This window comes from Bhargavaea ullalensis (genome assembly GCF_042432615.1).
GTDB classification, from domain to species: Bacteria; Bacillota; Bacilli; order Bacillales_A; family Planococcaceae; genus Bhargavaea; species Bhargavaea ullalensis.
The window spans coordinates 44084-65799 of sequence record NZ_JBHLWY010000023.1; the positions used below are offsets into that span (position 1 = coordinate 44084).

Consider the following 21716-nt stretch of genomic DNA (forward strand, 5'->3'; position numbering starts at 1 on the left):
TTTTCACCTTTCCATTGTCCAGGCGGTCAGCCGGTGGACCGACCGGAATCCCGCAGCTTTATAAAGCGCCAGTGCGGCTTCATTGCCCTCTTCCACCGTCAGCCGGATGCTGAGGATTTTTTCATGGCCGAAAAGTTCGGCCAGCCCGGTCCTGAGGAGCCGCGTCGCAATTCCCTGCCGGCGGTGGCGCGTAGATACGGCAAGAAATTCTATCGCGCCTTCGCCGTGCAAGGGATCGGCCTCCACATAAATATATCCTTTGAGGCCGTCCGACTCGTCAGGAATGACAAGAAGCCGATAATGGCCGTTCAACCGGTCCAGAATCTCATCCGAAGAAAGATAAGTGCCGGGGAAAGACGCTTCGTGCAGTTCCCTGAATGCTTTTTCATGACACGGCTCAAACGGTACAGCCGACCGGTCTGCCCGGCCTTCCTTCCGTTCTGCCTGCAACACGATATGACGGCCGGCCCGGACAGCGCCGAGTCGATCCGCAAACGCCGCGGCCTCGAAATTTTCTTCGTTGGTAAAGAAACCAAACCGGGAAACCTTTCCAACCACTGATCCGACCGCTTTTTTCCAGAGCCGTTCCGCAACCTCCCTGAACGGATAGTCCGGGTCGACAAACGGGCCCCACACCCCGGCTTCCCTGTCCTCCACGCTGATGTCCAAACCGAGTGCTCCGATGATGACTTTCTCTTCTTCCGCCACCCAGAACGACTTTTCAAATCCGAGATCCGAAAAATCTGCTTCAATGGTGTGAAGGATTTCCCCATAATCTTCTCCGCAATAGCCGATGTGGCTGGACGGCAGCCGGTTAAGACGCTCGAGGAAGGCTGCCGCCGCTTTTGGATCTCCTCCGGAACGAACCAGGAATGATGCCATGACCTCCACCCCTTTTCCTCAAGTATACAAAACGTCGGCATAGATTTGGGCGGTCGTACAAAAACACCGCACGGATCGGATCCGGCGGTGGATTGGCAGGGTTTATTTCCCCAGTTTTGTTTTCAGCTTGGCGAGCATGTCGGCGGTCATCGAGTCGAGGTCGTATTGCGCCTTGAAGCCCCATTCTTCACTGGCGGCCGTCGCGTCGAGCGAATCTGGCCAGCTGTCTGCGATGGCCTGGCGTTCAGGATCGACGGCATAGTCGAGCCGGAAGTCCGGGATGTGCTTTTGGATCGCCGATGCGATCTGGGACGGCTCGAAGCTCATCGCGGTGACGTTGAACGCATTGCGGTGGTTGAGCTTCGCCGGGTCGGCTTCCATCAGGTCGACGATGGCCTGGAGGGCGTCCGGCATGTACATCATGTCCATGTAGGTCCCTTCGGCGATGAACGATGTGTAGCGGCCTTCCTCAAGCGCTTTGTAATAGATGTCGACGGCATAGTCGGTCGTGCCGCCGCCCGGAGGCGTGACATACGAAATCAGGCCCGGGAAGCGGACGCCTCGCGTGTCGACGCCGAACTTGGTGAAATAGTAATCACAGAGGAGTTCGCCGGCCACTTTGTTCACGCCGTACATCGTTGTCGGGCGCTGGAGCGTGTCCTGGGGCGTGTTCGTTTTCGGCGTCGACGGACCGAAAGCGCCGATCGAGCTCGGGGTGAAGAACTGGAGATTGAGCTCCCGGGCGGTTTCCAGCGCGTTCACAAGCCCGCCCATGTTCAGGTTCCAGGCGAGGAGCGGTTTCTGCTCGGCGGTCGCGGACAGGAGCGCCGCCATGTGGATCAGCGTGTCCGCGCCGAATGACTTGGCGAGTTCCTGCATGCGTTCCCCATCGGTCACGTCCAGCTGGCTGAACGGCCCGTTTTGTCCGCCCGCCGGCTCGCGCAGATCCGTCGCCAGGACATTGTCTGCACCGTACAGATCCCTCAGTTTTCCGGTCAGTTCCGAACCGATTTGGCCGAGCGCGCCGGTCACCATGATTTTTTTCATCCGAATCACTCCTCAGACATTCATTTGTGTTTTTAGGGCGTACATTATATTTGAATAAAGCATTGATCTGCTTGTCTTTCACGTTTTCCATTATAAAATGTCGCCGCCAAAAGCACAACAACGGAATCCTTTCACTGCCCGCCGGTCGTTGGTATAATGAAGAAAAACACCGAGGTGCCGCCTTTGAATGCCGTTGTTCAATTTTTGCTCCTGCTCATCGCACTGTCGGCCGCCGCATTCATCCTCATGCTGGCCGGAGCTCCGTTTTGGCTGATCCTGCTTGTCATTGTTGCTGTTTATATCGCCGTGACGACCGTGCCGACGTTTCATACTGTGTACAAGTCACAGAATCTCCGCGCCATTGACCGGTTCCTGCTGCGGAATTACCGGAAGCCGATTTTTAATTATGCCTACAATGTCGGACACGGCTCCGAAGAAGAAATCCGGGATTCGCTGCGGAACATCATGGACAAAAGCAAAAGCGGCGACTCCCGGCATGTGTACGGTGCGCTGCTCGGCGTTCATTCGGGAGACGGGGATGATGTGCTCGCTCAGGCTGAGAAGATCAACCCCGGGCCGCTCCGGTCTTACTATTACGCTTATGGACATGCCCTGAACGGTGACCTGGAGGAAGCGCGGCGCATCGCCGGCGGGATTTCCGATGACTGGATGAAGCACACAATCTTCGCCGTGATTGCAAAAATCCGGAACAAGCCCGACGAGTTCCGTCATGAAGCCGCCGCAGCCAAAGCCGCTTCCACCGGCATCCAGCACTACCTGCTTTATCACAACTTCGAGAAGATGAAGGAAGGCCTCACCCATTCTTAAAACAGGAGGGATCATCGATGCTGCAATACGTCGAGAACACTGCTGTCGAATTGAAGGATGGACGCCGCGGGCTGATTATAGACGTTCGGGACCTGGAGGGAATCGTCCAGTATGACGTGGAACTCGGCGACGGCGAAATCGTCACCGTCTTTGCGGAGGAAGTGCGGCGGCCGGTTTGACCGGTCCGCCAGCGGAGCCACTGAAACCGTTCATCAAGAGCCAACACGCGTGATTCACCGTGTTGGTTTTTTTCGTATACTTTCGGCGCAGGGTGGACCTTTTCTGATATTTGCTCGGTGGTGAGTGAGCGCGTTTGGCCCGCGAGTGACATCATAGAGAGGCCGAGTGAGCGCATACGGACGCTGAGTGGAATCATCCGGCTTTGAAAAGCAAAACAGGGCACCCGGCGGATTCCCGGGTGCCCTGTTTTCGTCTATTCGGCGGGTCTTCTCACCCACTGCCGGCCTTCCTGTTCAAATCGCTCAAGTTCACCGCGTGCCTCGAGGTCCAGTTTGACGGCAGTGATGTACCATGTCGTCTTGCCGTCGAAATGGGACAGCCTCTTCGGGGCACGTTCGGTGAGATCGATGAATGCAATCTCCCGGCTTGCGTCCACTTCTTGCAGTATCGCTTTGCGGATGGCGTCGTAGCGCCGCTTCAGGATTTTCGCGGCTGTCTTCCCTTCAGGATGCAGCAGCTGGATCTGTTCTTCGTCCCGTTTTCTCACGAATATCCCTCCTCAGCCGATGACGCCGAGTTCCTTGCCGACTTTTTCATAGATGGCGATCGCTTCGTCGAGCATGTCCTTCGTGTGGGCAGCCGTCGGCATGTTGCGGACGCGGCCGGTGCCCTGAGGGACGGTCGGGAAGACGATCGATTTTGCGTAGACGCCTTCTTCCATGAGACGTTTTGAAAACTGCTGTGTCAGTTTTTCTTCGCCGATGATGCACGGGGTGATCGGTGTTTCGGAGTGGCCGATGTCAAAGCCGAGCTTCTTCAGGCCCTCTTTGAGATAGTTGCCGTTTTCCCACAGCTTGTCGACAAGTTCGCTCGACTCGAGCAGCTTGTCGACCGCGCCGATGACCGCCGCCGTGTCGCCCGGGGTCATCGCCGTCGAGAAGAGGAACGGGCGGGAGCGGACTTTCAGCCAGTCGATGAGCTGCTGTTTGCCGGCGACGTAACCGCCGACAACACCGATCGCCTTCGACAGCGTGCCGATCTGGAAGTCGATGTCGTTTTCAAGCCCAAAGTGCTTGACCGTCCCCTTGCCTTCACCCATGACGCCTGATCCGTGCGCGTCGTCGACATAGGTGATGAGGTCAAATTCCTTGGCGATTTTCACGGCTTCGGGAAGATTCGCCACATCGCCGTCCATCGAGAACACGCCGTCGGTGATGTACATGACTTTGTTGTACTGGCCGGATTCGGTCGCTTCTTTTGCTTTCTTGCGAAGGTCGTCCATGTCCTGGTGATTCACGCGGATGATTTTCGCGCGCGACAGGCGGCAGCCGTCGATGATCGAGGCGTGGTTCAATTCATCTGACAGGATCGCATCATTTTTGTCCATGACCGCCGAAATCGCCGCCATGTTGCAGTTGAAGCCGGACTGGTAGGCGATCGCCGCTTCGGTGCCCTTGAACTCGGCGAGCTTTTCCTCGAGCTTCACGTGGATGTCGAGCGTGCCGTTGATCGTCCTGACCGCGCCCGCCCCGACGCCGTATTTGTCGATGGCAGCCTTCGCGAGTTTCTTGAGGTCTTCATTCGTCGCGAGGCCGAGATAGTTGTTTGAGCTCAGGTTGATGAGTTCCTTGCCGCCGATCGTGATTTTCGGCCCGTTCGGACCCTCGACCGGGTCGATGACGTTATACAGTCCTGCGTCTTTGAGTTCATGCAGGTTTTCGCTGAGAAATTGATCAAGAATCTTTGCCAAGACGGATCTTCCTTTCAAAACGCATTGATGCCTTCATTTTAACATAGTGCCGCAGTGCTTACCTACGCCGGCGGTCAGCCGAACAGTTTAAGCCCCGCTGCGCCGGCGATGATGAGGGTGATGAACAGCAGCCGCTTCCATCCGGCCGGCTCATGGAAAAACAAGATGCCGATGAGCACGGCACCCGCCGCCCCGAATCCCGTCCAGATCGCATACGCGGTGCCCATCGGCAGGTCGCGCATTGCAAGCGACAGGAACAGGAAGCCGAAGCCGAACGTCAGGATGACCGGGATGAGCCGCCACCACTTTTTATCCCGCAAATACAGATTGATCGTCATCATGCCGAAGATCTCGCCGAAGCTCGCGAGGAACAAATAAAACCAGGCCATCAGCTTTCGCCCCCTTCCGGCCCGCCGGTGTCATCGGTGAGTTTGATGCCGGCGACGCCGATCAGGATGAGCGCAATGAAAATGAGCTTGACCGGCGCGAACGGCTCTCCGAACACGAGTATGTCGACCAGCACGATCGCCGCCGCCCCGGAGCCGGTGAACACCGCATACACCGTTCCCGACGGCAGGTGCTCACACGCCTTGATGATGAAATAAAAGCTGAGGATGATCGCGACAACGGTGCCCGCCCATTGGAGCACCGTATCGGAATGGGTCAGCCCGACAACCCAGAACACCTCGATGATCGCTGCAAACAATACATACAGCCATGGCATGGCCCGTCCCTCCTTGAAAGTGTACCTGTTCTTCCACTCTATCAAATTTCAGGAGGAAAGGAAGGAAAGGACAGCGATTCCACGCCAAAAAACCGCCGCATCGGGGTTCATCCCCCCGTTGCGGCGGCGTTCTCCGTTACAGTTGCGCCTTTACACGTGCGACGTTTGCCGCCCATTTCTCGGGATCGATGGCGCTGTCCATGCGGGCGCGGACGGCGTGGACGGTTTCGGCATATGTGCCCATCCAGGCGCGGGCGTCGCGGATGTGCCCGCGGTATTCGCCCGCAATCGCCTCCGCCTCTTTTTCGGCTGCCGCATCGTCGCGGCACATCCCGGTCATGTCGACGATCTGGTCGCCTTCCCGCTCCGGCCCGTATTCGTGCGGGTTGGTCGCATCGAACAGGCAGACGGACAATTCGGGAAGGACAAGCAGGTCGATGCTGCCGGGGTCGAGCGCACACCAGCCGTACCGGATGTCAAACCCGCGGGCCTGCGCTTCCTTTCCGAGCACCTTCATGAGCGTCGATTTGCCGGTTCCCGGATGGGCTTTGATGAGCAGGCGCCGGTCCAGCTTTTTCGTGACGTCCCGGAAATGATCCCTTGCTCCGTCCGCCGTCAGCGTGCCGATGAACCGGTTGGAGACGGACGACGGCTTATTCAGCGAAATGGAGCCGAACAGCTCTTCTTTCAGGCTGTCGGCCAGCGCGTCCGCCAGTTCCCAGTTCATGCGGCGCTGGTTCACTTTTTCCCAGTCATCGTGAAGAAGTTTCGCCTTCTTCATCGAGGACAGCGTTTTCGCCAGCGCCCGCTCCCCTTTCGCCGCCGTTTCCCGGATGAAGCCGTTCTGCAGACGCAGGCGGTCCTCGTTGTAGCTGTCGTAGAAAGTGACGACGCGGTGCGGGCCGCCGACATGGGCCGGCTCGAGCGCCGCGGGATGAGAGGCCTGGGCGAACAGGAAGCCCGGCTTTTCGACCCAGACGGCATCGACGCCGTCCGCCGTGAGCGGGTCGCGGAACAGGTCGATGTTGTACCCCTGTTTGACGTAATGCATGCCGATTTCACGCAGCAGGCCGGACAGTGCACCGGTCGGCGGAGCCTTCAGCAGGACCGCCTTCGACGCTTCGCCTAACAGCTCCGAATAATTGTGGACGATGCCGTCTCCCGTGTAGGCCGTGCCCATGAATGAAGTGATTGTCCCGTTCAAGCGGATCATCCTTTCTCCTTTGACGGGACAGTATATGCGAAGGAAAGCCAAAAAAGCACGGTCCCCCGGATGAAGGGGCCGTGCTTCACTCATTTCGGCTTGCCGCCGAGCGCCGTTTCGTCTCCTCTGCACACCCTCAGGAGAAGCGTGCGGAACCACGGGATCGTGTGGTGGACGAGCTGTCCGAGGAACAGCGCGATGAGGACGGTCCCGATGCCGACCGGGCCGCCGAGCAGCCATCCTGCGATCGCGACGGTCACTTCAAGACCGGTCCGGACGGTTTTGACGCTCCATCCGGTTTTTTCGGTGATGATGAGCATGAGCGTGTCGCGCGGACCGGCACCGATGTTCGGAGACACATACATGCCGACGCCCGCCGCCATGACCGCCGTTCCCGCAATGAAAATCGCCGTCTGGCCGCCCGTCGAATAAATCGGCGGGATGAGCCAGTAGAAAAAGTCGATGAACAGCCCGATGAGCAGCATGTTCATCCACGTTCCGATCTGCGGCCAGCGGCGGAGCACCGCAGCCGTGCAGCCGACGATGAGGAAGCCCGTGATGATCGACCAGGATCCGATCGTCAGGCCGAAATTCCGGAACAGGCCGACGTGGAGCACATCCCAGGGTCCGATGCCGAGTTTCTCGCCCTTGATCGTCATCGTGATGCCGAGCGACAGGATGAGCTGGCCGACGAAAAAGAAGATCCAGCGCCACTGCTGTGTCCGGTTCATCTTCTTCATGACGGCCCTTCCTTTCGTTGCCGGGACGCCGGCCGTTGTTCGCGTCATTTCACGAGCGGGGCGAATATTGCATCCGCCGCCGCTGCCAATACCTTCGGATCCAGTTTCATCTGAAGCCCCCGCTTTCCTGCGCTCACGACGATTTTGGGGAGCCCCTCCCCCGATTCGTCGATGTATGTCGGGAACGCTTTTTTCATGCCGAGCGGCGAGCAGCCGCCCCGGACGTAGCCCGTCACGTCCGTCAGGTCTTTCAGGTGAAGCATGTCGATCTTCTTCTCCCCAGCAGCCTTGGCCGCTTTTTTCAAGTCGAGTTCTTTTTCGACGGGGATGACGAAGACGAAATACTTCCCCGTTCCCGCCGTCGAAACGAGCGTTTTGTACACGACATGCGGGTCCTGGTCCGTCTTTTGTGCCACCGACACGCCGTCGTTGAGGCCGTCATCCACAGCATATTCAATGAGCTCATAGTCTGCCTTCATCCGGTCGAGCTGCCGGGCGGCATTTGTTTTGTGGACTTTGTCCTTCTTCCCCATGTTCCGGACTCCCTCCCCGGTCAGTCGTTTTTCTCGAGCAACTTTTTCAGCGCATCGGCCATCGCCGTATTTGCCGGCTCTTCCTGTTTCTTCAAATACTTTTGCATATCTTGCTTGGACGCCTTGCCCGTGTTCGACTTCGCCCTCCGCTTTTCAAAGGCGGACAGCTTCTCGCGGTAGCCGCATTTGCATGTGAAGATTCGGCCTTTCCCCTCGCCGCGGAGCTCGAGCTTTTTATGGCAATTCGGGCAGCGGGCATTGGTCAGCTGGGAGACGCGCTGGCGGTGGCCGCATTCGCGGTCCTGGCAGACGAGCATCTTGCCGCGCTTGCCGTTCACTTCAAGCATCGGCTTGCCGCAGTCCGGGCACATTTTGCCGGTGACGTTGTCGTGCTTGAACTTCTTGTCGGTGGACTTCACTTCCGACACGGCACTGCGCGCGAAGTCGGTCATTTCCTTCATGAACGCCTGTTTTGGAAGTTCGCCTTTCGCGATCTTCGTCAGCTTCTGTTCCCACTCGCCCGTGAGCGCAGGTGATTTCAGGTCTTCCGGCACGAGCTCCAGCAGCTGGCGTCCTTTCGACGTCGTGTAAATGTCCTGGCCCTTTTTCTCGATGACAAATGAGTTGAACAGCTTTTCGATGATGTCCGCACGTGTTGCGACCGTGCCGAGCCCGCCTGTCTCGCCGAGCGTTTTGATCAGTTCTTTTGATTCGCCCGCCATGAACTGGGCAGGGTTTTCCATCGCGGCAAGCAGCGTTCCTTCGTTGAACCGGGCAGGCGGCTTCGTCTGGCCCTCGGTCATCGAAAAAGCACGGATGCCGAGCTTCTCGCCTTTTTCAAAAGGCGGCAGCGTCTTGTCGTCGTCCTCTTCCGCATCAAGGCCGTACACCGCGCGCCAGCCTTCGTCTTTGATCGTCCGGCCTTTTGCATGGAAGCGTTCGCCGCCCGCCTCAAGCACGGCGGTCACCGATTCGTAGCGGTACGGGCCGGAGAACACGGCGAGGAACCGCTTGACGATCAGGTCAAACAGCCGTTTTTCCGCATCGCTCATGCGTTCGAGCACCGCCGGTTCTTCCGTCGGGATGATGGCATGGTGGTCGCTCACTTTCCCGTCGTCGATGACGCCCTTCTGAGGCTTCGGCGCGCCCGCTTTCATGATGGCCGCGACGTCTTTTCGGTAAGGCGCGAGCCGGACGGCATCCAGCCGCTCTTTCAGCGTGGACGCCATGTCGCTCGTCAGATGCTTCGAGTCGGTCCGCGGATAAGTCACGGCCTTGTGCGTTTCATACAGGCCCTGCAGCGTGTTCAGCGTTTCTTTCGCCGACCAGCCCCACCGCTTGTGCGCCTCTTTCTGAAGTTCCGTCAGGTCGAACAAAGGAGGTGCCGGCTGTTGCTTCGGCGTGCGCTTCACTTCGGTGATCGTGCCTTCGTGGAGGCGGTCGAGCTTCTTCAGCAGACCTTCCGCTTCACCTTTGTCGAATGTCCGGCCGTCGCCGGATTTCCCGCCTGCCCAAGTGAAACGGCCGGAGTCCGTGAGTGCCTGGGCACCGTAGTAGGTTTTCGGCTTGAATGCGTTGATCTGGCGCTCCCGCTCCGCGATCATCGCGAGCGTCGGTGTCTGGACGCGGCCCGTCGACAGCTGGGCGTTGTGCTTCACGGTGAGGGCGCGTGTGGCATTGATGCCGACAACCCAGTCGGCTTCCGCACGGGCCTCCGCCGCACGGAACAGATTGTCATATTCCCGGCCGTCTTTCAGGCGGCTGAATCCGTCGCGGATCGCCTTGTCGGTGACCGATGAAATCCACAGGCGCCGGACCGGCTTTTTCGATTTCGCCTTCTCAAGGATCCAGCGGGCGACGAGCTCTCCTTCGCGGCCCGCATCCGTCGCGATGATGACTTCTTTCACGTCGCCCCGGTTGAGCAGCGCCTTCACTGCGTTGAACTGCCGGGTCGTCTGCTTGATCGGCACCAGCTTGAACGGATCCGGCAAAATCGGCAGGTCCTCCATTTTCCATTCTTTATATTGCGGATTGTACTGCTCGGGGTCGGCCTGGGTGACCAGGTGGCCAAGCGCCCATGTGACGATATACTTCGGCCCCTCAAGCGAGCCGTTTCCTTTTTGATTGCATCCGAGCACGCGGGCGATGTCCCGGGCTACGGACGGTTTTTCTGCGAGTACCAATGATTTCGACAAAACGTTGCACTCCTCTCATACAGTTTGAATTATACAAGACCGGGAGCCGGATTTCACCGGGTGGGCTGCGGGAAGTGTTTTTTGCCAAGAGTCCGATTCGCGCGGCTAAGAGTCCGATTCGGCCGTTTAAGAGTCCGATTCCTTCTGCCAAGAGACCGATACGCCCGTTTAAGAGACCGATACGCCCGCGCGGCCGCGAAAAAACGGCCGGAGGGGAGCCAAGCCCCTTCCGGCCGTTCATGTGGTTCATTTCAGTGCGGAGTCCGGTGCGGGACCGGGGAGCGGGGCTTTCGGGCCTGCGCCGGTTCCGCCGTTCGTCAGCTTCCGCTCGATCTCTCGCCGGTTGGCGGTCACTTTGCCGGCGCCGGCGCCTTCGATGCGCTCTTTCACCTTGTCGACCGTCTTGTCCGGCGGTGCGAGGGAAATGACGGTGTCTCCGGCTTCCGCGCCGATTTCCTTGCCCGGCGAGTACAGGTCGATGCCGCCGTCTTTGCGGAGGATATACAGCAGCACAGGGCTTTCGTCGCGCTCACGCAAGTATTGCGTGTACGTGTAGCGCTCCGTGATCGGCGTTTTGCGGATCACATGCCCCGCACGGATCCGGGCGTCGAGCACTGCGACCGGAAGCGCCGGTTCAAACAGGAAACGGCCCGGCGAGCGGACAAGCCGGACGCCTTCCACGCCGTAGCGCTTCGGATCGCCCCGCAGCCCCGCACGGTACACCGAGTCTTGTCCGAGGTCGTGGGCAAAGTCGCTGGAGACATGCGCGTTGTACAGGTCCATGTGGGTCATGGCGAGCATGTACTGGTACGGCGTCAGGTCAAACCGGTAGTCGACCTGTTCCGACAGCACGTCGCCCGTGAGCACATCAACGCCGAGCCGCCTTGCCTCCGACAGGTCATGCCACGTGTCGTCCATGATGGCGGCCGGCTTGCCGTCGTCCTTCAGCGCCTTCGCGAAGTTCGCGCTGAACAGGCCGCCGCCGACGACCAGGACGCCCGACGAGTCGGATGCCACGAGATTGAGCTTCTTTGCAAGCGGTCCGAGTGTGAATCCGTGGACGAGCACAGTCCCGAAGACAAGCGCGAACGTGAGCGCCGTCAGCAGTTCCGCATCCGCATAGCCGTGCTCCAGCAAGATTGATGCGAAGTATCCGGACACCGTCAGCGCCACGATTCCGCGCGGCGCGATCCAGCTGATGAGCGTGCGTTCCCGGTTTGTCAGGTCGGTGCCGATTGTCGACAGCCAGATCGACAGCGGGCGCACGAGGAACAGCGTCGCGAGCACGAACGCGATGATCCGCGGATTAAAGATGCCGAGCAGCGTGTCAACATGGAGCGACGCCGTCAGCATGACGAAAATGTAGGAAACGAGCAATACCGACACGTTTTCCTTGAAGTGCCGGATGTCCTCGATCGACGACAGGTGCATGTTCGCCATCGTCATCCCCATGACCGTCACCGCAAGCAGCCCGGTTTCATCCATCACCTCGTTGGACAGGACGAAGACGAACAGCACCGCGGCGAACAGCACCGGCGACTTCAGGAACTCCGGAACCTGATCGCGTTCAAATGCGCGCCCGAGCATCCAGCCGAAAAACCAGCCGAGAACGCCTGCGAACAAGGAGGCGGCGAAGAACACGAGGATGCCCCCGCCCGTCAGATCTCCGCCGAGAAAACGGATGATCTGGAACGCGAACAGCGCAAGCAGTGCGCCGAACGGGTCGACAACGATGCCTTCCCATTTCAGGACGGCTGCGACCCGCGGCTTCAGGCGGGCCTGGCGCAGCAGCGGCAGGATGACGGTCGGCCCCGTCACGATGAACAGGCCGCCGATGACGAATGCGACTTCCCAGCTCAGCCCCGCGACAAAGTGCGCCGCGAGCGAACCGAGAATCCAGGCGAGGAATGCGCCGGCGGTGACAATCCGGCCGACCGGCTTCGAAAATCCGCGGATTTCCCGGAAGTCGAGATTGAGGCTTCCCTCAAACAGGATGATCGCCACGGCGATCGAGATGATCGGGGTGAAAAAGCTCCCGAGCCCTTCCTGGGGATTGATGAGCCCGAACACCGGACCGACGAGCAGACCCGCGACGGACATGACGACAATGGCCGGTAGCTTGAGTTTCCAGGCCACCCACTGCGACCCGATTCCGAGTGCGCCGAGCGCCATCATGTCAAATAGAAATGAACCGAACATTCAAGGTGCCTCCTTCCCCCGGTTTCCAAAAATAATAACCAGTTTACCATATTCCCTCCCGACTTCCAGCCGGGCGCCTCATAATCTCATTCCTTGTCCCATATGTTGGACAGGAACACAGTTTAAAAGTCAGAAAGGGTGAAGACCTTGACCGGACAAGCAAAGAAGACAGCCGTTCTGCACTGTACGGATCCACTGGCCCCTTCCGGCTACCGGGCGAGGCGCGCCGTCCGCATTGCGCAGTCGCTGAAAGAAGCCGGGATCGACGTCATTTTCCTGTCGGGACATCCCTTCCCCGGAGCCGAGGAAGCCGGATTCCGGACTGAAACCATCAGCGGCAGGAACGCGCTCATCAAGGCGGTGGAACGCCTCCGGCCCGACGTGCTGCTCAGGGATGACCGGCGATCCGATCCGGCGGAAGCGGCAGTGCTCCGCGGTCTCGTTCCCGCCGTCATTCATTTCGACGACGACGGGGGCGGCTCTTCGGAGGCGGACCTCGTCTTCCAGACCCTCTACCGGGAACAGCGGGGCGAATCGCCGGAAAACGTCGTCACCGGACCGGCCGGCTTCATCGCCGACCCTTCCCTCCTCCGGCACCGGCGCGCCGGCACGAAAAAGAACCCTCCGGGAAGCCTCCCGCATATTGTCGTCACCCACGGCCCGGAAGATCCCGGCGATTTGTCCCGCCGGACGCTCCGGCACCTGACCCAGCTCCAGATTCCGCTGAAGGTGACCGTCCTGCTGGGCGAGGCATACGCCCACCCGGCCGATGCCCTGCAGATGATGGCGCTCAGCCGCAAAAACGTCACCGTCAAGCAGGCCCCGTACGACTACGGGGAGGAACTGGCCGCCGCGGACATCGTCATCTGCTCATCGGGGCATATTCCGTATGACGTCGCCTTCCTCAGCATCCCGTGCATCGTGCTCGCCCAAAACGAGGACGAGCTGGCGCATGCATTCCCGAGCGAAGACAACGGGTTCCTGCCGCTCGGCCTTGGCCGGAAGGTGAAGCAGTCGATGCTCCTGAACGCCGTCATGGAATTTCTGCTGCATGAACCGCGCCGGAAGCGGGCCGTCTCCCGCCAGGCGGCCCTCGGGGTCGAAGACGGGATCGGGGCGGTGAGCGAGGCCGTGCTTTATTACCTCGAATACCCGCCCCGCAGGCCGGCCGACCGGTGACGGGCGGGACGCTTCCCGGCCGGATGTGATACAATGCAGTCGACAAAGGAGGCGTGCCGCATGGACAAACGTTCCCTGGAAAATGAAATCGCCGAGCTGAAGCTGGACTACATCAGCCTGCAGGGAGACATCGAAAAGCTCGAGTCGACCGGGCACGGCGATCAAGTGGCGAAGGCGGAAGAACGGCTTGCCGCGATGGAACAAAGGCTTGCCGGCTTGAACCGGCAGCTGGACGCCCTTGAATGAAAACGGCCCGCACGCCACCATCGGTGTGCAGGCCGTTTTTATGTGGATGCATTTTAGTACGTGGTCAGCTTCAGAAGTTCCTGCAGTCCGTAGATGATCCGCTGGAACTGCGAGAAGCCGTTCAGCTTTTCTTCGGCGTCGATCGTGAAGAGCGCGTCTTCATTTGTCCATAGACGGTTGAAGTAGTCGTCCATTTCCTTGAAGAGCGGGAGGTCGGGCGCGCCCTCGATCCGGATGTTCGACTCGAGGTTATAATCTTCAAGCGCGCGGTCGGTCATGTTCGCTGCGCCGCTCGAGATCGAGGCGACGTCCCCCGTCTTCACGTAGACGAGCTTCGTATGGTACTGCCCGATCACCGTATTGTAGAACTTCACCCGGATCTTGCCGCCGGAATCCTCGAGCATCTCCTCGACGACCGGCTTGTTCGGCAGACCGGTTTTCTTGTTGCCGAATGCATTTTCGTTTGGATCCAGCACGAGCCGCACATCCGCCCCGCGGTCGGCCGCGTCATAAAGCGCATTGATCACATCGCGGTTGGCGATGTAAAACATGCCCAGCCAGATTTCATCTCCCTTCCCCGCCTTTTGAATATCTTTCAGGACATGGCCGTAGATCTTCGACTCCGTGACATACTGGACACCGTAGCGGCCGTCCGGCTCCTCCTTCGCTTCGGTGCGCGGCAGCTTCTCCGGCCCGCCGGAATATCGGGAGACCGCTTCTTCCGCCTCGAGCACGTCGTTGATCACTTCGCCGCCCGCCTTGAACGCGACGTTGCCGTGCCAGCCGCTTGCATCATGCGGGTTCCCCGAGTTGACGAGCACGCCTTCTTCGGTCACGATCACTTTGCGGTGGTTCGCCTTCACGTTCAGCAGCTTCAGATAAGAGCGGACGGTCATTTTCGGCGCCTCGCTCGCCATCGGGTTGGGCAGCCAGCCCTTTCCATCCTGTCCCCACCACCCGAAGAAGATCCGGTATACGCCCGAGTAAAGCGGCGTCGAGTCCCGCAGCGGGTCGAGCTTCGTGACGACCACGTCAACCCCCGCAGCCTCCAGTTCCTGCATTTCCTTCGTTTCGTAAGATCCGTAGCCCGTATTGACCGGATCGGTGATAAAGACGATCGGCATGTCGGGATTTTCCCGTTTCTTCTGCACCAGCTTTTCCGTCATCTCCTCGGCAAGCTTCGGGAAATTCTCGTTTTCGTCATAATACCGGTTGTAAAGGAAAAAATCCGCGACAATGAAGTCTTCCGCACGGTCGATCATCGCGAACACTTCATCGAATATTTCATTCTCATGCTGCATCCCTTTCTTGGACTCGGTCTGCGAAAAAGTCAGATCCGTCAGCATCTCCACGTCGTTGGTCCGGCGCAGTTCGCCGTCATAGCTCGTGCCGGCCGGCAGCGGCTTGTATGTATGCCATAAAAATACGCCGATGTACAAAAGAGCAAACAACGCGATCAGGATCGTGGTGATTCTGCGCCCGGTCCCCCACTCCTTTTTCTTCTTCTTTCCCATGAATGCCGCCTCCCGTCTGTCTTGCTTGTTCATTCCCCTTCCGGCCGGGCGGAAAACGGAGTGCGGGACGTGATTTATTTGGCATCATCGGGGAACCCGGGCGGGGCAAGTGCGTCCTATCGGTGTCGCAAGATAAAAAGCCGCATCCTCAAAGGATCCGGCTTGAATGTTTTCTATTTTAGGCTCCGACATATCCGGCGGCCTGGTCATCCAGCAACATCATTTCCTTCAGGCGCTGCTTTGCCCGGAACAGGCGGGACTTCACCGTGCCGATCGACACTTTCATCAGCTCCGCAATTTCGATGAGCGAGTATTGGTTCACATAGAAGTAAAGCACCGTATTGCGGTAAATGGCGTCCAGCTCGCCCAGCTTCGACTGGACGATGTCGCGCAGGTCGTCGCGCTCCAGCAAGTCCTCGGCGGTCGGCGCCGAACACGGAACGAGGTCCAGGATCGGCACGTCCAGCGTCTCGGGCTGCTCCATCACATGCTGGCTGCGCCGGACCGTCTTCCGGTAGCGGTCGCGGAACGTGTTCATGCAGATCGTCGTCAGCCACGCCTTCACATGGTCCACACCCTCCAGCGACTTCTCGTTGCGCACCACTTTGAGCCAGACATCCTGCATGAGGTCCTCCGCCTCATCCTTGTTGCGCGTAAGCTTCAGGCAAAGATGATAAATGAATCGTTCATATTCTGCGTAAATGAGTTCAACTTGTTGACCGGCCATTGCCGATCCCTCCGTTCGTTAGATCGTTGTTGACCTCATTGTCCTATATTGTCCGCCTTGCACTCCATCGGATTCTCTTTCAGCGACATTACAAAGCTGTAAGAAAGGGAGAAAGGCGGGATCCGCGATCTTGTAGTGCGAACACGGGCGGCTAAGTGCGATCACTCCTCTCTAAGTGCGAAACTTCATCGCTAAGTGCGATTTTCCTTCTCTAAGTGCGATTCCTCACCGCTAAGTGCGATCTCCCTTCTCTAAGTGCGAATCCTCACCGCTAAGTGCGATCTCCCCTCTCTAAGTGCGAAACTTCACCGCTAAGTGCGATCTCCCTTCTCTAAGTGCGAATCCTCACCGCTAAGTGCGATCTCCCCTCTCTAAGTGCGAAACTTCACCGCTAAGTGCGATCTTCCTTCTCTAAGTGCGAAACTTCACCGCTAAGTGCGATCTTCCTTCTCTAAGTGCGAATCCTCACCGCTAAGTGCGATCTTCCTTCTCTAAGTGCGAAACTTCACCGCTAAGTGCGATCTCCCCTCTCTAAGTGCGAATCCTCACCGCTAAGTGCGATCTTCCTTCTCTAAGCGCGAAACCCGATTCCCATCTCCCGATCCGCATCAAAATGGCCGCCCGGATACACCGGGCGGCCTCTCTTGGTTCATTCTTCAGTTCCCGCCGCTTCCTCCAGCCCATTGCTGCGCTTGGTGATGAGCATGCGGGTGATGCGGTTGCGGTTCATTTCTTCGATGATGATGTCGAGATTGCCGGCTGTGAACTTTTCGCCGGGCTCGGGGATATGCCCAAGCTGCTGGAGGACGAAGCCGCCGACGGTTTCGTGCTCGCCCGGCATTTCTTTCCGGAAAGACTCCATGACATCGTCCAGCTCCAGACGGCCGGAGCATTCAAGCTTCGAATCGGTCATTTCGTAGACGAGCACTTCGTCTTCCTGGTCGGTTTCGTCTTCGATGTCCTGGCCGATCATTTCCTCGATGATGTCTTCATGGGTGACGATGCCGAGCGTGCCGCCGTATTCGTCGAGCACGACGGCGATGTGTTTCTTCTTCATGAGCATCATCCGGAACACCCGCTCGACGCTCAGTGTCTCCACAACGAAGAGCGGTTCCCTGTCCATGATGTCCTCCAGTTTCATCTGCGGCTTCATCGACCATTCGATGAGCGCCTTGGAATAAAACATGCCGACGATGTTGTCCATATTCTCCACGTAGACCGGATAACGCGTGTACCAGTGATCGAGGATCGTGTCCCGCACTTCTTCGTAGGTCGCATCCAGCGGCACCCCGACCACTTCCGTCCGGTGTGCCGACATGACGTCGGACACGTCCTTCTCCGGAAAGTCGAGGATCCCTTTCAGCCGGATGGATTCCGCTTCTTCAAATGTGCCTTCCGTCGAGGCGATGTCGACCATGGACCGGAGATCCTCTTTTGTCAGCGTCGCTTCCGTCACCGCCCCCCTCGAAATAATGCGGATGAAGACATTGGTGAACAAGGACAGCAGGTAAGTGAGCGGCGAAAGCACGATGACGAGCATCCGGATCACCGGGAACACCAGATAAGCCACCCGCTCAGAAAAAGTGGCGGCAATCGTCTTCGGCAACACTTCCCCGAAGATGATGAGCGCAATCGTCAGGATCGTCGTCGCCACACCGACCTGCCAGCCCTTGTCGATGGCGATTGCCGTCAAGAGGGTCGGCAGGAGAATGTTGACGATATTGTTGCCGATCAAAATTGTAGTGATCATGCGGTCGGGCTTGTCGATCAGCTTCAGCAGCTTCTGCGCTTTCCGGTCGCCCTGGTCGGCGCGGAGCTGCACTTTCATCTTATTCGTGGCGGTCAGTGCCGTTTCGCTGCCCGAGAAGAAGAAGGACAGGAACAACAGAACACCCAAGATGATAAACAAAGGCCATTCCTCCCGTGGCTGAAGAGCCGAGTTTACGATGAATTCAAATTACTTTTTCCCATCATACCACAATACTTCCCTCAAAAAAGGCAAATGAATCCGCTTTCCGCCCTTTCTGTTATACTTGATTTTAGATTATGGAATCAAAGAAGGAGTGTTCATATGGATCATCTCAAAGAATTGGACCGCTATTTCGAGGAACATCGCGACGAGCACCTTGCAGAACTGAAAGATTTCCTCAGCATTCCGAGCATCAGCTCCCTTTCCGAACACAAGCCGGACATGAAAAAGGCGGCCGAGTGGCTGGCCGGCTCGATGAAAGCAGCCGGACTGGAGAACATTTCGATCGACGACACGCCGGGACATCCGGTTGTGTACGCGGACTGGCTGCATGCGGAAGGCCAGCCGACACTCCTCATCTATGGTCATTATGACGTACAGCCCGTCGACCCGCTTCATCTATGGGACAGCGAACCGTTCCAGCCGGAAGTGCGCGACAACAAGTTGTATGCGCGGGGCGCGAGCGACGACAAAGGGCAGGTGTTCATGCATGTGAAGGCAGTCGAGGCGCTGTTCAAGACGAACGGCACCCTCCCTGTGAACGTGAAGTTCTGCATCGAGGGCGAAGAGGAAATCGGCAGCCCGCACCTTCCGAAATACGTCGAGGACCACAAGGACAAGCTTGCCGCAGACGTCATCGTCATTTCCGACACCGGCATGCAGGGACCCGGACAGCCGGCCGTCTGCTACGGGCTGCGCGGCCTCGCCGGTATTCAGATTGATGTAAAAGGCGCGAAGGGCGACCTTCACTCCGGCCTGTACGGCGGTGCGGTGCGCAATGCAATCGATGCGCTCGTGGAACTTCTTGCCTCCTTCAAAGACAAGGAAGGCACCATTACGGTCGACGGCTTCTATGAAAATGTCCGGCCTGCAAGCGATGAAGAGCGGGCGGAATATGCCAAGCTCGGCGTCGACGAGGAAAAAGAGAAAAAAGAGCTCGGTGTGAAGGAGCTCTTCGGTGAACCTGGGTATTCATATACGGAGCGCACCTGGATCCGCCCTACGCTTGAGATCAATGGCATCTTTGGCGGATTCTCGGGCGAAGGCATCAAGACTGTCCTGCCTGCGGAAGCCGGCGCGAAGATCACCTGCCGGCTCGTACCCGACCAGGATCCGGATGAGATTGTCTCCAAGCTCCGGGCGCATATCGAAGCGCATCAACCTGCCGGTGTCGACGTGACCGTCACGGAATTCGATAAAGGAAAGCCGTTCCTCACCCCGTACGACCACCCGGCCATCCAGGCTGCGGGCAAATCGTATGAAGCTGTGTACAAGGTCCCGACTGCCTATACTCGCGGCGGCGGATCGATTCCGATCGTGGCGGCGTTCGATGAAATTCTCGGTCTTCCGGTTGTCCTCATGGGCTTCGGCCTTTCGAGCGAGAACTTCCATGCGCCGAACGAGCACTTCCATCTGGAAAACTTCGATAAGGGGCTCCGGGTGATCGGCGACTATTATTTCGAAGTGTCGGATGCGCTTGCGTCCGCCGAATAAAACATCACTTTATCTTCAATCGGGGTGTGGGCCCATTCTTTCGGCAATGCGTCGTAATGGCCGAACTGAAGCATGGCGATGACCCGCTCCCCCGCTTTTGCGCCCAGCGCTTCGCGGAATTTGGGATGATCCAGGTAGGCCGGTGTCTTGATGCACGTGCCGATCCCCTTCTCCCACGCGAGGAGCTGGGCGTTTTGCATGAAAGCGGCAATCGCCATGTAATCTTCAAGCCGCTCTTTCTGCCGCGCATCGGTCGGAACGACGGCAAACACGATCGCACCGGGATCCATGAACTTTCCGGACTGGCGTTCGAGTGCTTCCGGCGTCATGTCGCGCCAAGTCGGAAGCGCAAACTCCCGGATGAGCTCCTGGATGTCCTTCAGGTTTTCTCCCGCTCCGGCAACAAAGCGCCACGGCTCGCGCTTGCCGTGGTTCGGGGCGAACCGGGAATCGGAAAGGATCTCCATGACGGCTTCGCGGGGAACGGGCTCCCCGTTGAACTTCTTGATGGACCGGCGTTCGGTGACGGCTTGTCGGACGCCCATGGATGTGGATGTCGGATTCATTTGCAACATTCTCCTTCATTCTATGATCCCCTTGATTATAGCAAAGAGCGGGGGTGCATTCGATGTTTATGAAAACCGTTGCATATTTGGCGACTTGCTGGCTCGTCGGCACTTTTATGGCGGCCGTCGCGGTCGGCCGGCTGAAAGGCGCAGACCCGCGGACTGCAGGCAGCGGGAATCCCGGTGCACGCAACGCAGGCCGACTGTTCGGCATAACCGGATTTTTGGCCGTCTTTCTTGTCGATGCATTGAAAGGCGCGGCTCCGGTGATCGCCGGACGGGCGCTCGGAATGCCGGAAGCGCTTGTTGCGGCCGGCGGGCTGATGGCGGTGTCCGGACATGTGCTTCCGCTGTTCGGACGGAAGGGCGGGAAAGGCGTTTCCACGTTTCTCGGTGCCGCGCTCGCCTTCTCGCCCGTCACAGTGGTTGGGCTGATCATCGGAACGGCCGCAGCCTGGCTCCCTTACCGGAATGCGGTCCTTGCGATGCCAGCGGGATTTGCCGCCTGGACGCTCGCCCTCCTGTTCAACGGACGGCTGGACGATTCCTGGCCGTTGCTCATTGCGGCCTCCCTCGTCCTGATCCGACACCGGGACGACTTCCGGGAGACTCTGGACCGGTAAATGCTTTCGTGTGGATAATGCATTTTTATCTTAGATCCGATGTTATGGCAACATAACATCGGCTTTTCTTTGTTTCATCAATTCTCTGTTCCGCCCATATGCTATAGTGAAGAAAACAATCAGGAAAAGACGGGAGGAGATTGCATGGAGAAAAAGAAGATCGCGTGGATCGTGGACAGCACAGCCCACATCCCGCATGAACTGGCAAGCCATCCGGACTTATACGTCGTGCCGCTGAACATCATTTTCGGGGACAAGGAGTACATTGACGGCATCGATTTGAAGCCGGTGCAGCTGTATGAAATGATCCGCACATCCGACGACCTCCCGAAAACTTCCCAGCCGTCCGCCGGCCGGTTTGCCGAACTGTTCGACCATCTTGCCGGCCGGTACGAGCAGGGCGTCTGCATCACCTTGGCGTCGGAGCTGAGCGGAACTTATGGCTCGGCCGTATCGGGGGCCGCGCTGAGCGGGTTCGACGTCAAGGTCATTGATTCCAAATCAGTTTCCCACGGCCTGACCGGCCTCGTCCTGCTCGGAATGAAGCTCCAGGCCGAAGGAAAGGAACGGGATGAAATCACGGCCATCCTCAACTCCCGTGCCGGAACCGCACATTCATTCATCTACATCGGCCGGCTCAATCAGCTGTACAAAGGCGGGCGCATGGGCAGCGTCCAGTTCTACCTCGGCAGCATGCTGAAAATCAAGCCGATCATCGAAATTTCCCCGGACGGCAAACTGGAGGTCATCGACAAGGTCCGGTCCGAGAAAAAAGCCTTCCGCTATCTCGCCGACCAGGTCGGCGCCGCCTACGAAGCAGGCCGCCGGAAGATCCGGCTCATGCACGCCGACAGCCCGGAAGAAGCCGGCCGTCTCAAGGAGCAGATGATCAGCGCGATGCCGGGCCTTGAAGTGGAGACCGGTGACATCGCCTCCGTCCTTGCCGCCCACGCCGGCGAAGGGACGATGGCCGTCCTCTGGTACGACTTCGACTGACGGTTTCCGGACCAACGGCCAAACCGCTTCCGCCACATACGGCGGAAGCGGTTTCAGACTGTAGACAAAGTGAGCCTAATGCTCCTTTGGCTACAGTTTTTCTTTTTCCTGAACATCCTT

22 protein-coding genes are annotated in these 21716 nt (G+C 58.5%); 7 read left to right on the top strand and 15 right to left on the bottom strand.

Annotation, left to right across the window (positions count from 1 at the left end):
* Positions 1-3: 3 nt before the first annotated feature.
* Positions 4-882 (bottom strand): GNAT family N-acetyltransferase, encoded by an 879-nt coding sequence (locus ACFFIY_RS06445; protein ID WP_354197135.1) that lies wholly within the window; start codon positions 880-882, stop codon positions 4-6.
* A 102-nt stretch (positions 883-984) separates the two neighbouring features.
* On the bottom strand, positions 985-1929 hold the full coding sequence (locus tag ACFFIY_RS06450) for an L-threonine 3-dehydrogenase (RefSeq protein WP_354197133.1): 945 nt from the start codon (positions 1927-1929) through the stop codon (positions 985-987).
* 156 nt (positions 1930-2085) lie between these two features.
* Between ACFFIY_RS06450 and ACFFIY_RS06455 the strand changes: the two genes are divergently transcribed.
* Both ACFFIY_RS06455 and ACFFIY_RS06460 read left to right on the top strand, forming a co-directional pair.
* Positions 2086-2757, top strand: a complete 672-nt coding sequence (locus ACFFIY_RS06455; protein WP_354197131.1) for a hypothetical protein — start codon at positions 2086-2088, stop codon at positions 2755-2757.
* A gap of 17 nt (positions 2758-2774) precedes the next feature.
* The gene (locus ACFFIY_RS06460; protein WP_354197129.1) at positions 2775-2936 is read left to right on the top strand and encodes a hypothetical protein; all 162 of its coding nucleotides are present in this window, start codon (positions 2775-2777) and stop codon (positions 2934-2936) included.
* A 254-nt stretch (positions 2937-3190) separates the two neighbouring features.
* Here ACFFIY_RS06460 and ACFFIY_RS06465 read toward each other — a convergent pair whose 3' ends face one another.
* The 9 genes from ACFFIY_RS06465 to ACFFIY_RS06505 form a co-directional block, all read right to left on the bottom strand.
* Positions 3191-3484, bottom strand: coding sequence for a DUF6958 family protein (locus tag ACFFIY_RS06465; RefSeq protein ID WP_354197127.1), 294 nt, complete (start codon positions 3482-3484; stop codon positions 3191-3193).
* Positions 3485-3496: 12 nt separating this feature from the next.
* Entirely contained in the window at positions 3497-4687 is a 1191-nt protein-coding gene (locus ACFFIY_RS06470; RefSeq protein ID WP_354197125.1) for a glycine C-acetyltransferase, read from the bottom strand.
* A 74-nt stretch (positions 4688-4761) separates the two neighbouring features.
* Positions 4762-5076, bottom strand: coding sequence for a DMT family transporter (locus ACFFIY_RS06475; protein ID WP_354197123.1), 315 nt, complete (start codon positions 5074-5076; stop codon positions 4762-4764).
* The gene (locus tag ACFFIY_RS06480) at positions 5076-5411 is read right to left on the bottom strand and encodes a DMT family transporter (protein WP_354197121.1); all 336 of its coding nucleotides are present in this window, start codon (positions 5409-5411) and stop codon (positions 5076-5078) included. Before ACFFIY_RS06480 ends, ACFFIY_RS06475 begins: the two co-directional genes overlap by 1 nt.
* A 136-nt stretch (positions 5412-5547) precedes the next feature.
* Positions 5548-6615 (bottom strand): hypothetical protein, encoded by a 1068-nt coding sequence (locus ACFFIY_RS06485; RefSeq protein WP_354197119.1) that lies wholly within the window; start codon positions 6613-6615, stop codon positions 5548-5550.
* Between the two features lie 89 nt (positions 6616-6704).
* Entirely contained in the window at positions 6705-7346 is a 642-nt protein-coding gene (locus ACFFIY_RS06490) for a YczE/YyaS/YitT family protein (RefSeq protein WP_354197246.1), read from the bottom strand.
* Positions 7347-7399: 53 nt separating this feature from the next.
* A complete protein-coding gene (gene ybaK / locus ACFFIY_RS06495; RefSeq protein ID WP_354197117.1) occupies positions 7400-7888 on the bottom strand; it encodes a Cys-tRNA(Pro) deacylase in 489 nt (162 codons plus the stop codon).
* Positions 7889-7908: 20 nt separating this feature from the next.
* Complete coding sequence (locus ACFFIY_RS06500; RefSeq protein WP_354197115.1) at positions 7909-10083, bottom strand: DNA topoisomerase III; 2175 nt, start codon at positions 10081-10083, stop codon at positions 7909-7911.
* Between the two features lie 246 nt (positions 10084-10329).
* A complete protein-coding gene (locus tag ACFFIY_RS06505; protein ID WP_354197113.1) occupies positions 10330-12282 on the bottom strand; it encodes a cation:proton antiporter in 1953 nt (650 codons plus the stop codon).
* A 147-nt stretch (positions 12283-12429) separates the two neighbouring features.
* Here ACFFIY_RS06505 and ACFFIY_RS06510 point away from each other — a divergent pair, with 147 nt between their 5' ends.
* Positions 12430-13461, top strand: a complete 1032-nt coding sequence (locus ACFFIY_RS06510) for a hypothetical protein (protein ID WP_354197111.1) — start codon at positions 12430-12432, stop codon at positions 13459-13461.
* 60 nt (positions 13462-13521) lie between these two features.
* Complete coding sequence (locus tag ACFFIY_RS06515) at positions 13522-13707, top strand: SE1832 family protein (protein WP_354197109.1); 186 nt, start codon at positions 13522-13524, stop codon at positions 13705-13707.
* Between the two features lie 53 nt (positions 13708-13760).
* Here the strand turns inward: ACFFIY_RS06515 and ACFFIY_RS06520 are convergent, their stop codons facing one another.
* From ACFFIY_RS06520 to ACFFIY_RS06530, 3 genes are all read right to left on the bottom strand, one after another.
* Positions 13761-15221 carry a phospholipase D family protein gene (locus ACFFIY_RS06520; RefSeq protein ID WP_354197107.1) on the bottom strand — a complete coding sequence of 487 codons (1461 nt, stop codon included), beginning with the start codon at positions 15219-15221 and terminating at the stop codon, positions 13761-13763.
* A 178-nt stretch (positions 15222-15399) separates the two neighbouring features.
* On the bottom strand, positions 15400-15948 hold the full coding sequence (locus tag ACFFIY_RS06525) for an RNA polymerase sigma factor (RefSeq protein WP_354197105.1): 549 nt from the start codon (positions 15946-15948) through the stop codon (positions 15400-15402).
* A 649-nt stretch (positions 15949-16597) separates the two neighbouring features.
* Complete coding sequence (locus tag ACFFIY_RS06530) at positions 16598-17857, bottom strand: hemolysin family protein (protein ID WP_354197103.1); 1260 nt, start codon at positions 17855-17857, stop codon at positions 16598-16600.
* A gap of 162 nt (positions 17858-18019) precedes the next feature.
* On the opposite strand from ACFFIY_RS06530, the gene ACFFIY_RS06535 reads away from it, so the two are divergent.
* The gene (locus ACFFIY_RS06535; protein WP_354197101.1) at positions 18020-19411 is read left to right on the top strand and encodes a dipeptidase; all 1392 of its coding nucleotides are present in this window, start codon (positions 18020-18022) and stop codon (positions 19409-19411) included.
* On the opposite strand, the gene ACFFIY_RS06540 is transcribed toward ACFFIY_RS06535, so the two are convergent.
* Positions 19372-19977, bottom strand: coding sequence for a nitroreductase family protein (locus ACFFIY_RS06540; RefSeq protein ID WP_354197099.1), 606 nt, complete (start codon positions 19975-19977; stop codon positions 19372-19374). The genes ACFFIY_RS06535 and ACFFIY_RS06540 overlap by 40 nt on opposite strands.
* Before the next feature lie 68 nt (positions 19978-20045).
* Here ACFFIY_RS06540 and ACFFIY_RS06545 point away from each other — a divergent pair, with 68 nt between their 5' ends.
* Together ACFFIY_RS06545 and ACFFIY_RS06550 are read left to right on the top strand one after the other, a co-directional pair.
* A complete protein-coding gene (locus ACFFIY_RS06545; RefSeq protein WP_354197097.1) occupies positions 20046-20600 on the top strand; it encodes a glycerol-3-phosphate acyltransferase in 555 nt (184 codons plus the stop codon).
* 144 nt (positions 20601-20744) lie between these two features.
* Complete coding sequence (locus ACFFIY_RS06550) at positions 20745-21596, top strand: fatty acid kinase binding subunit FakB (RefSeq protein ID WP_354197095.1); 852 nt, start codon at positions 20745-20747, stop codon at positions 21594-21596.
* Positions 21597-21716: the final 120 nt, after the last annotated feature.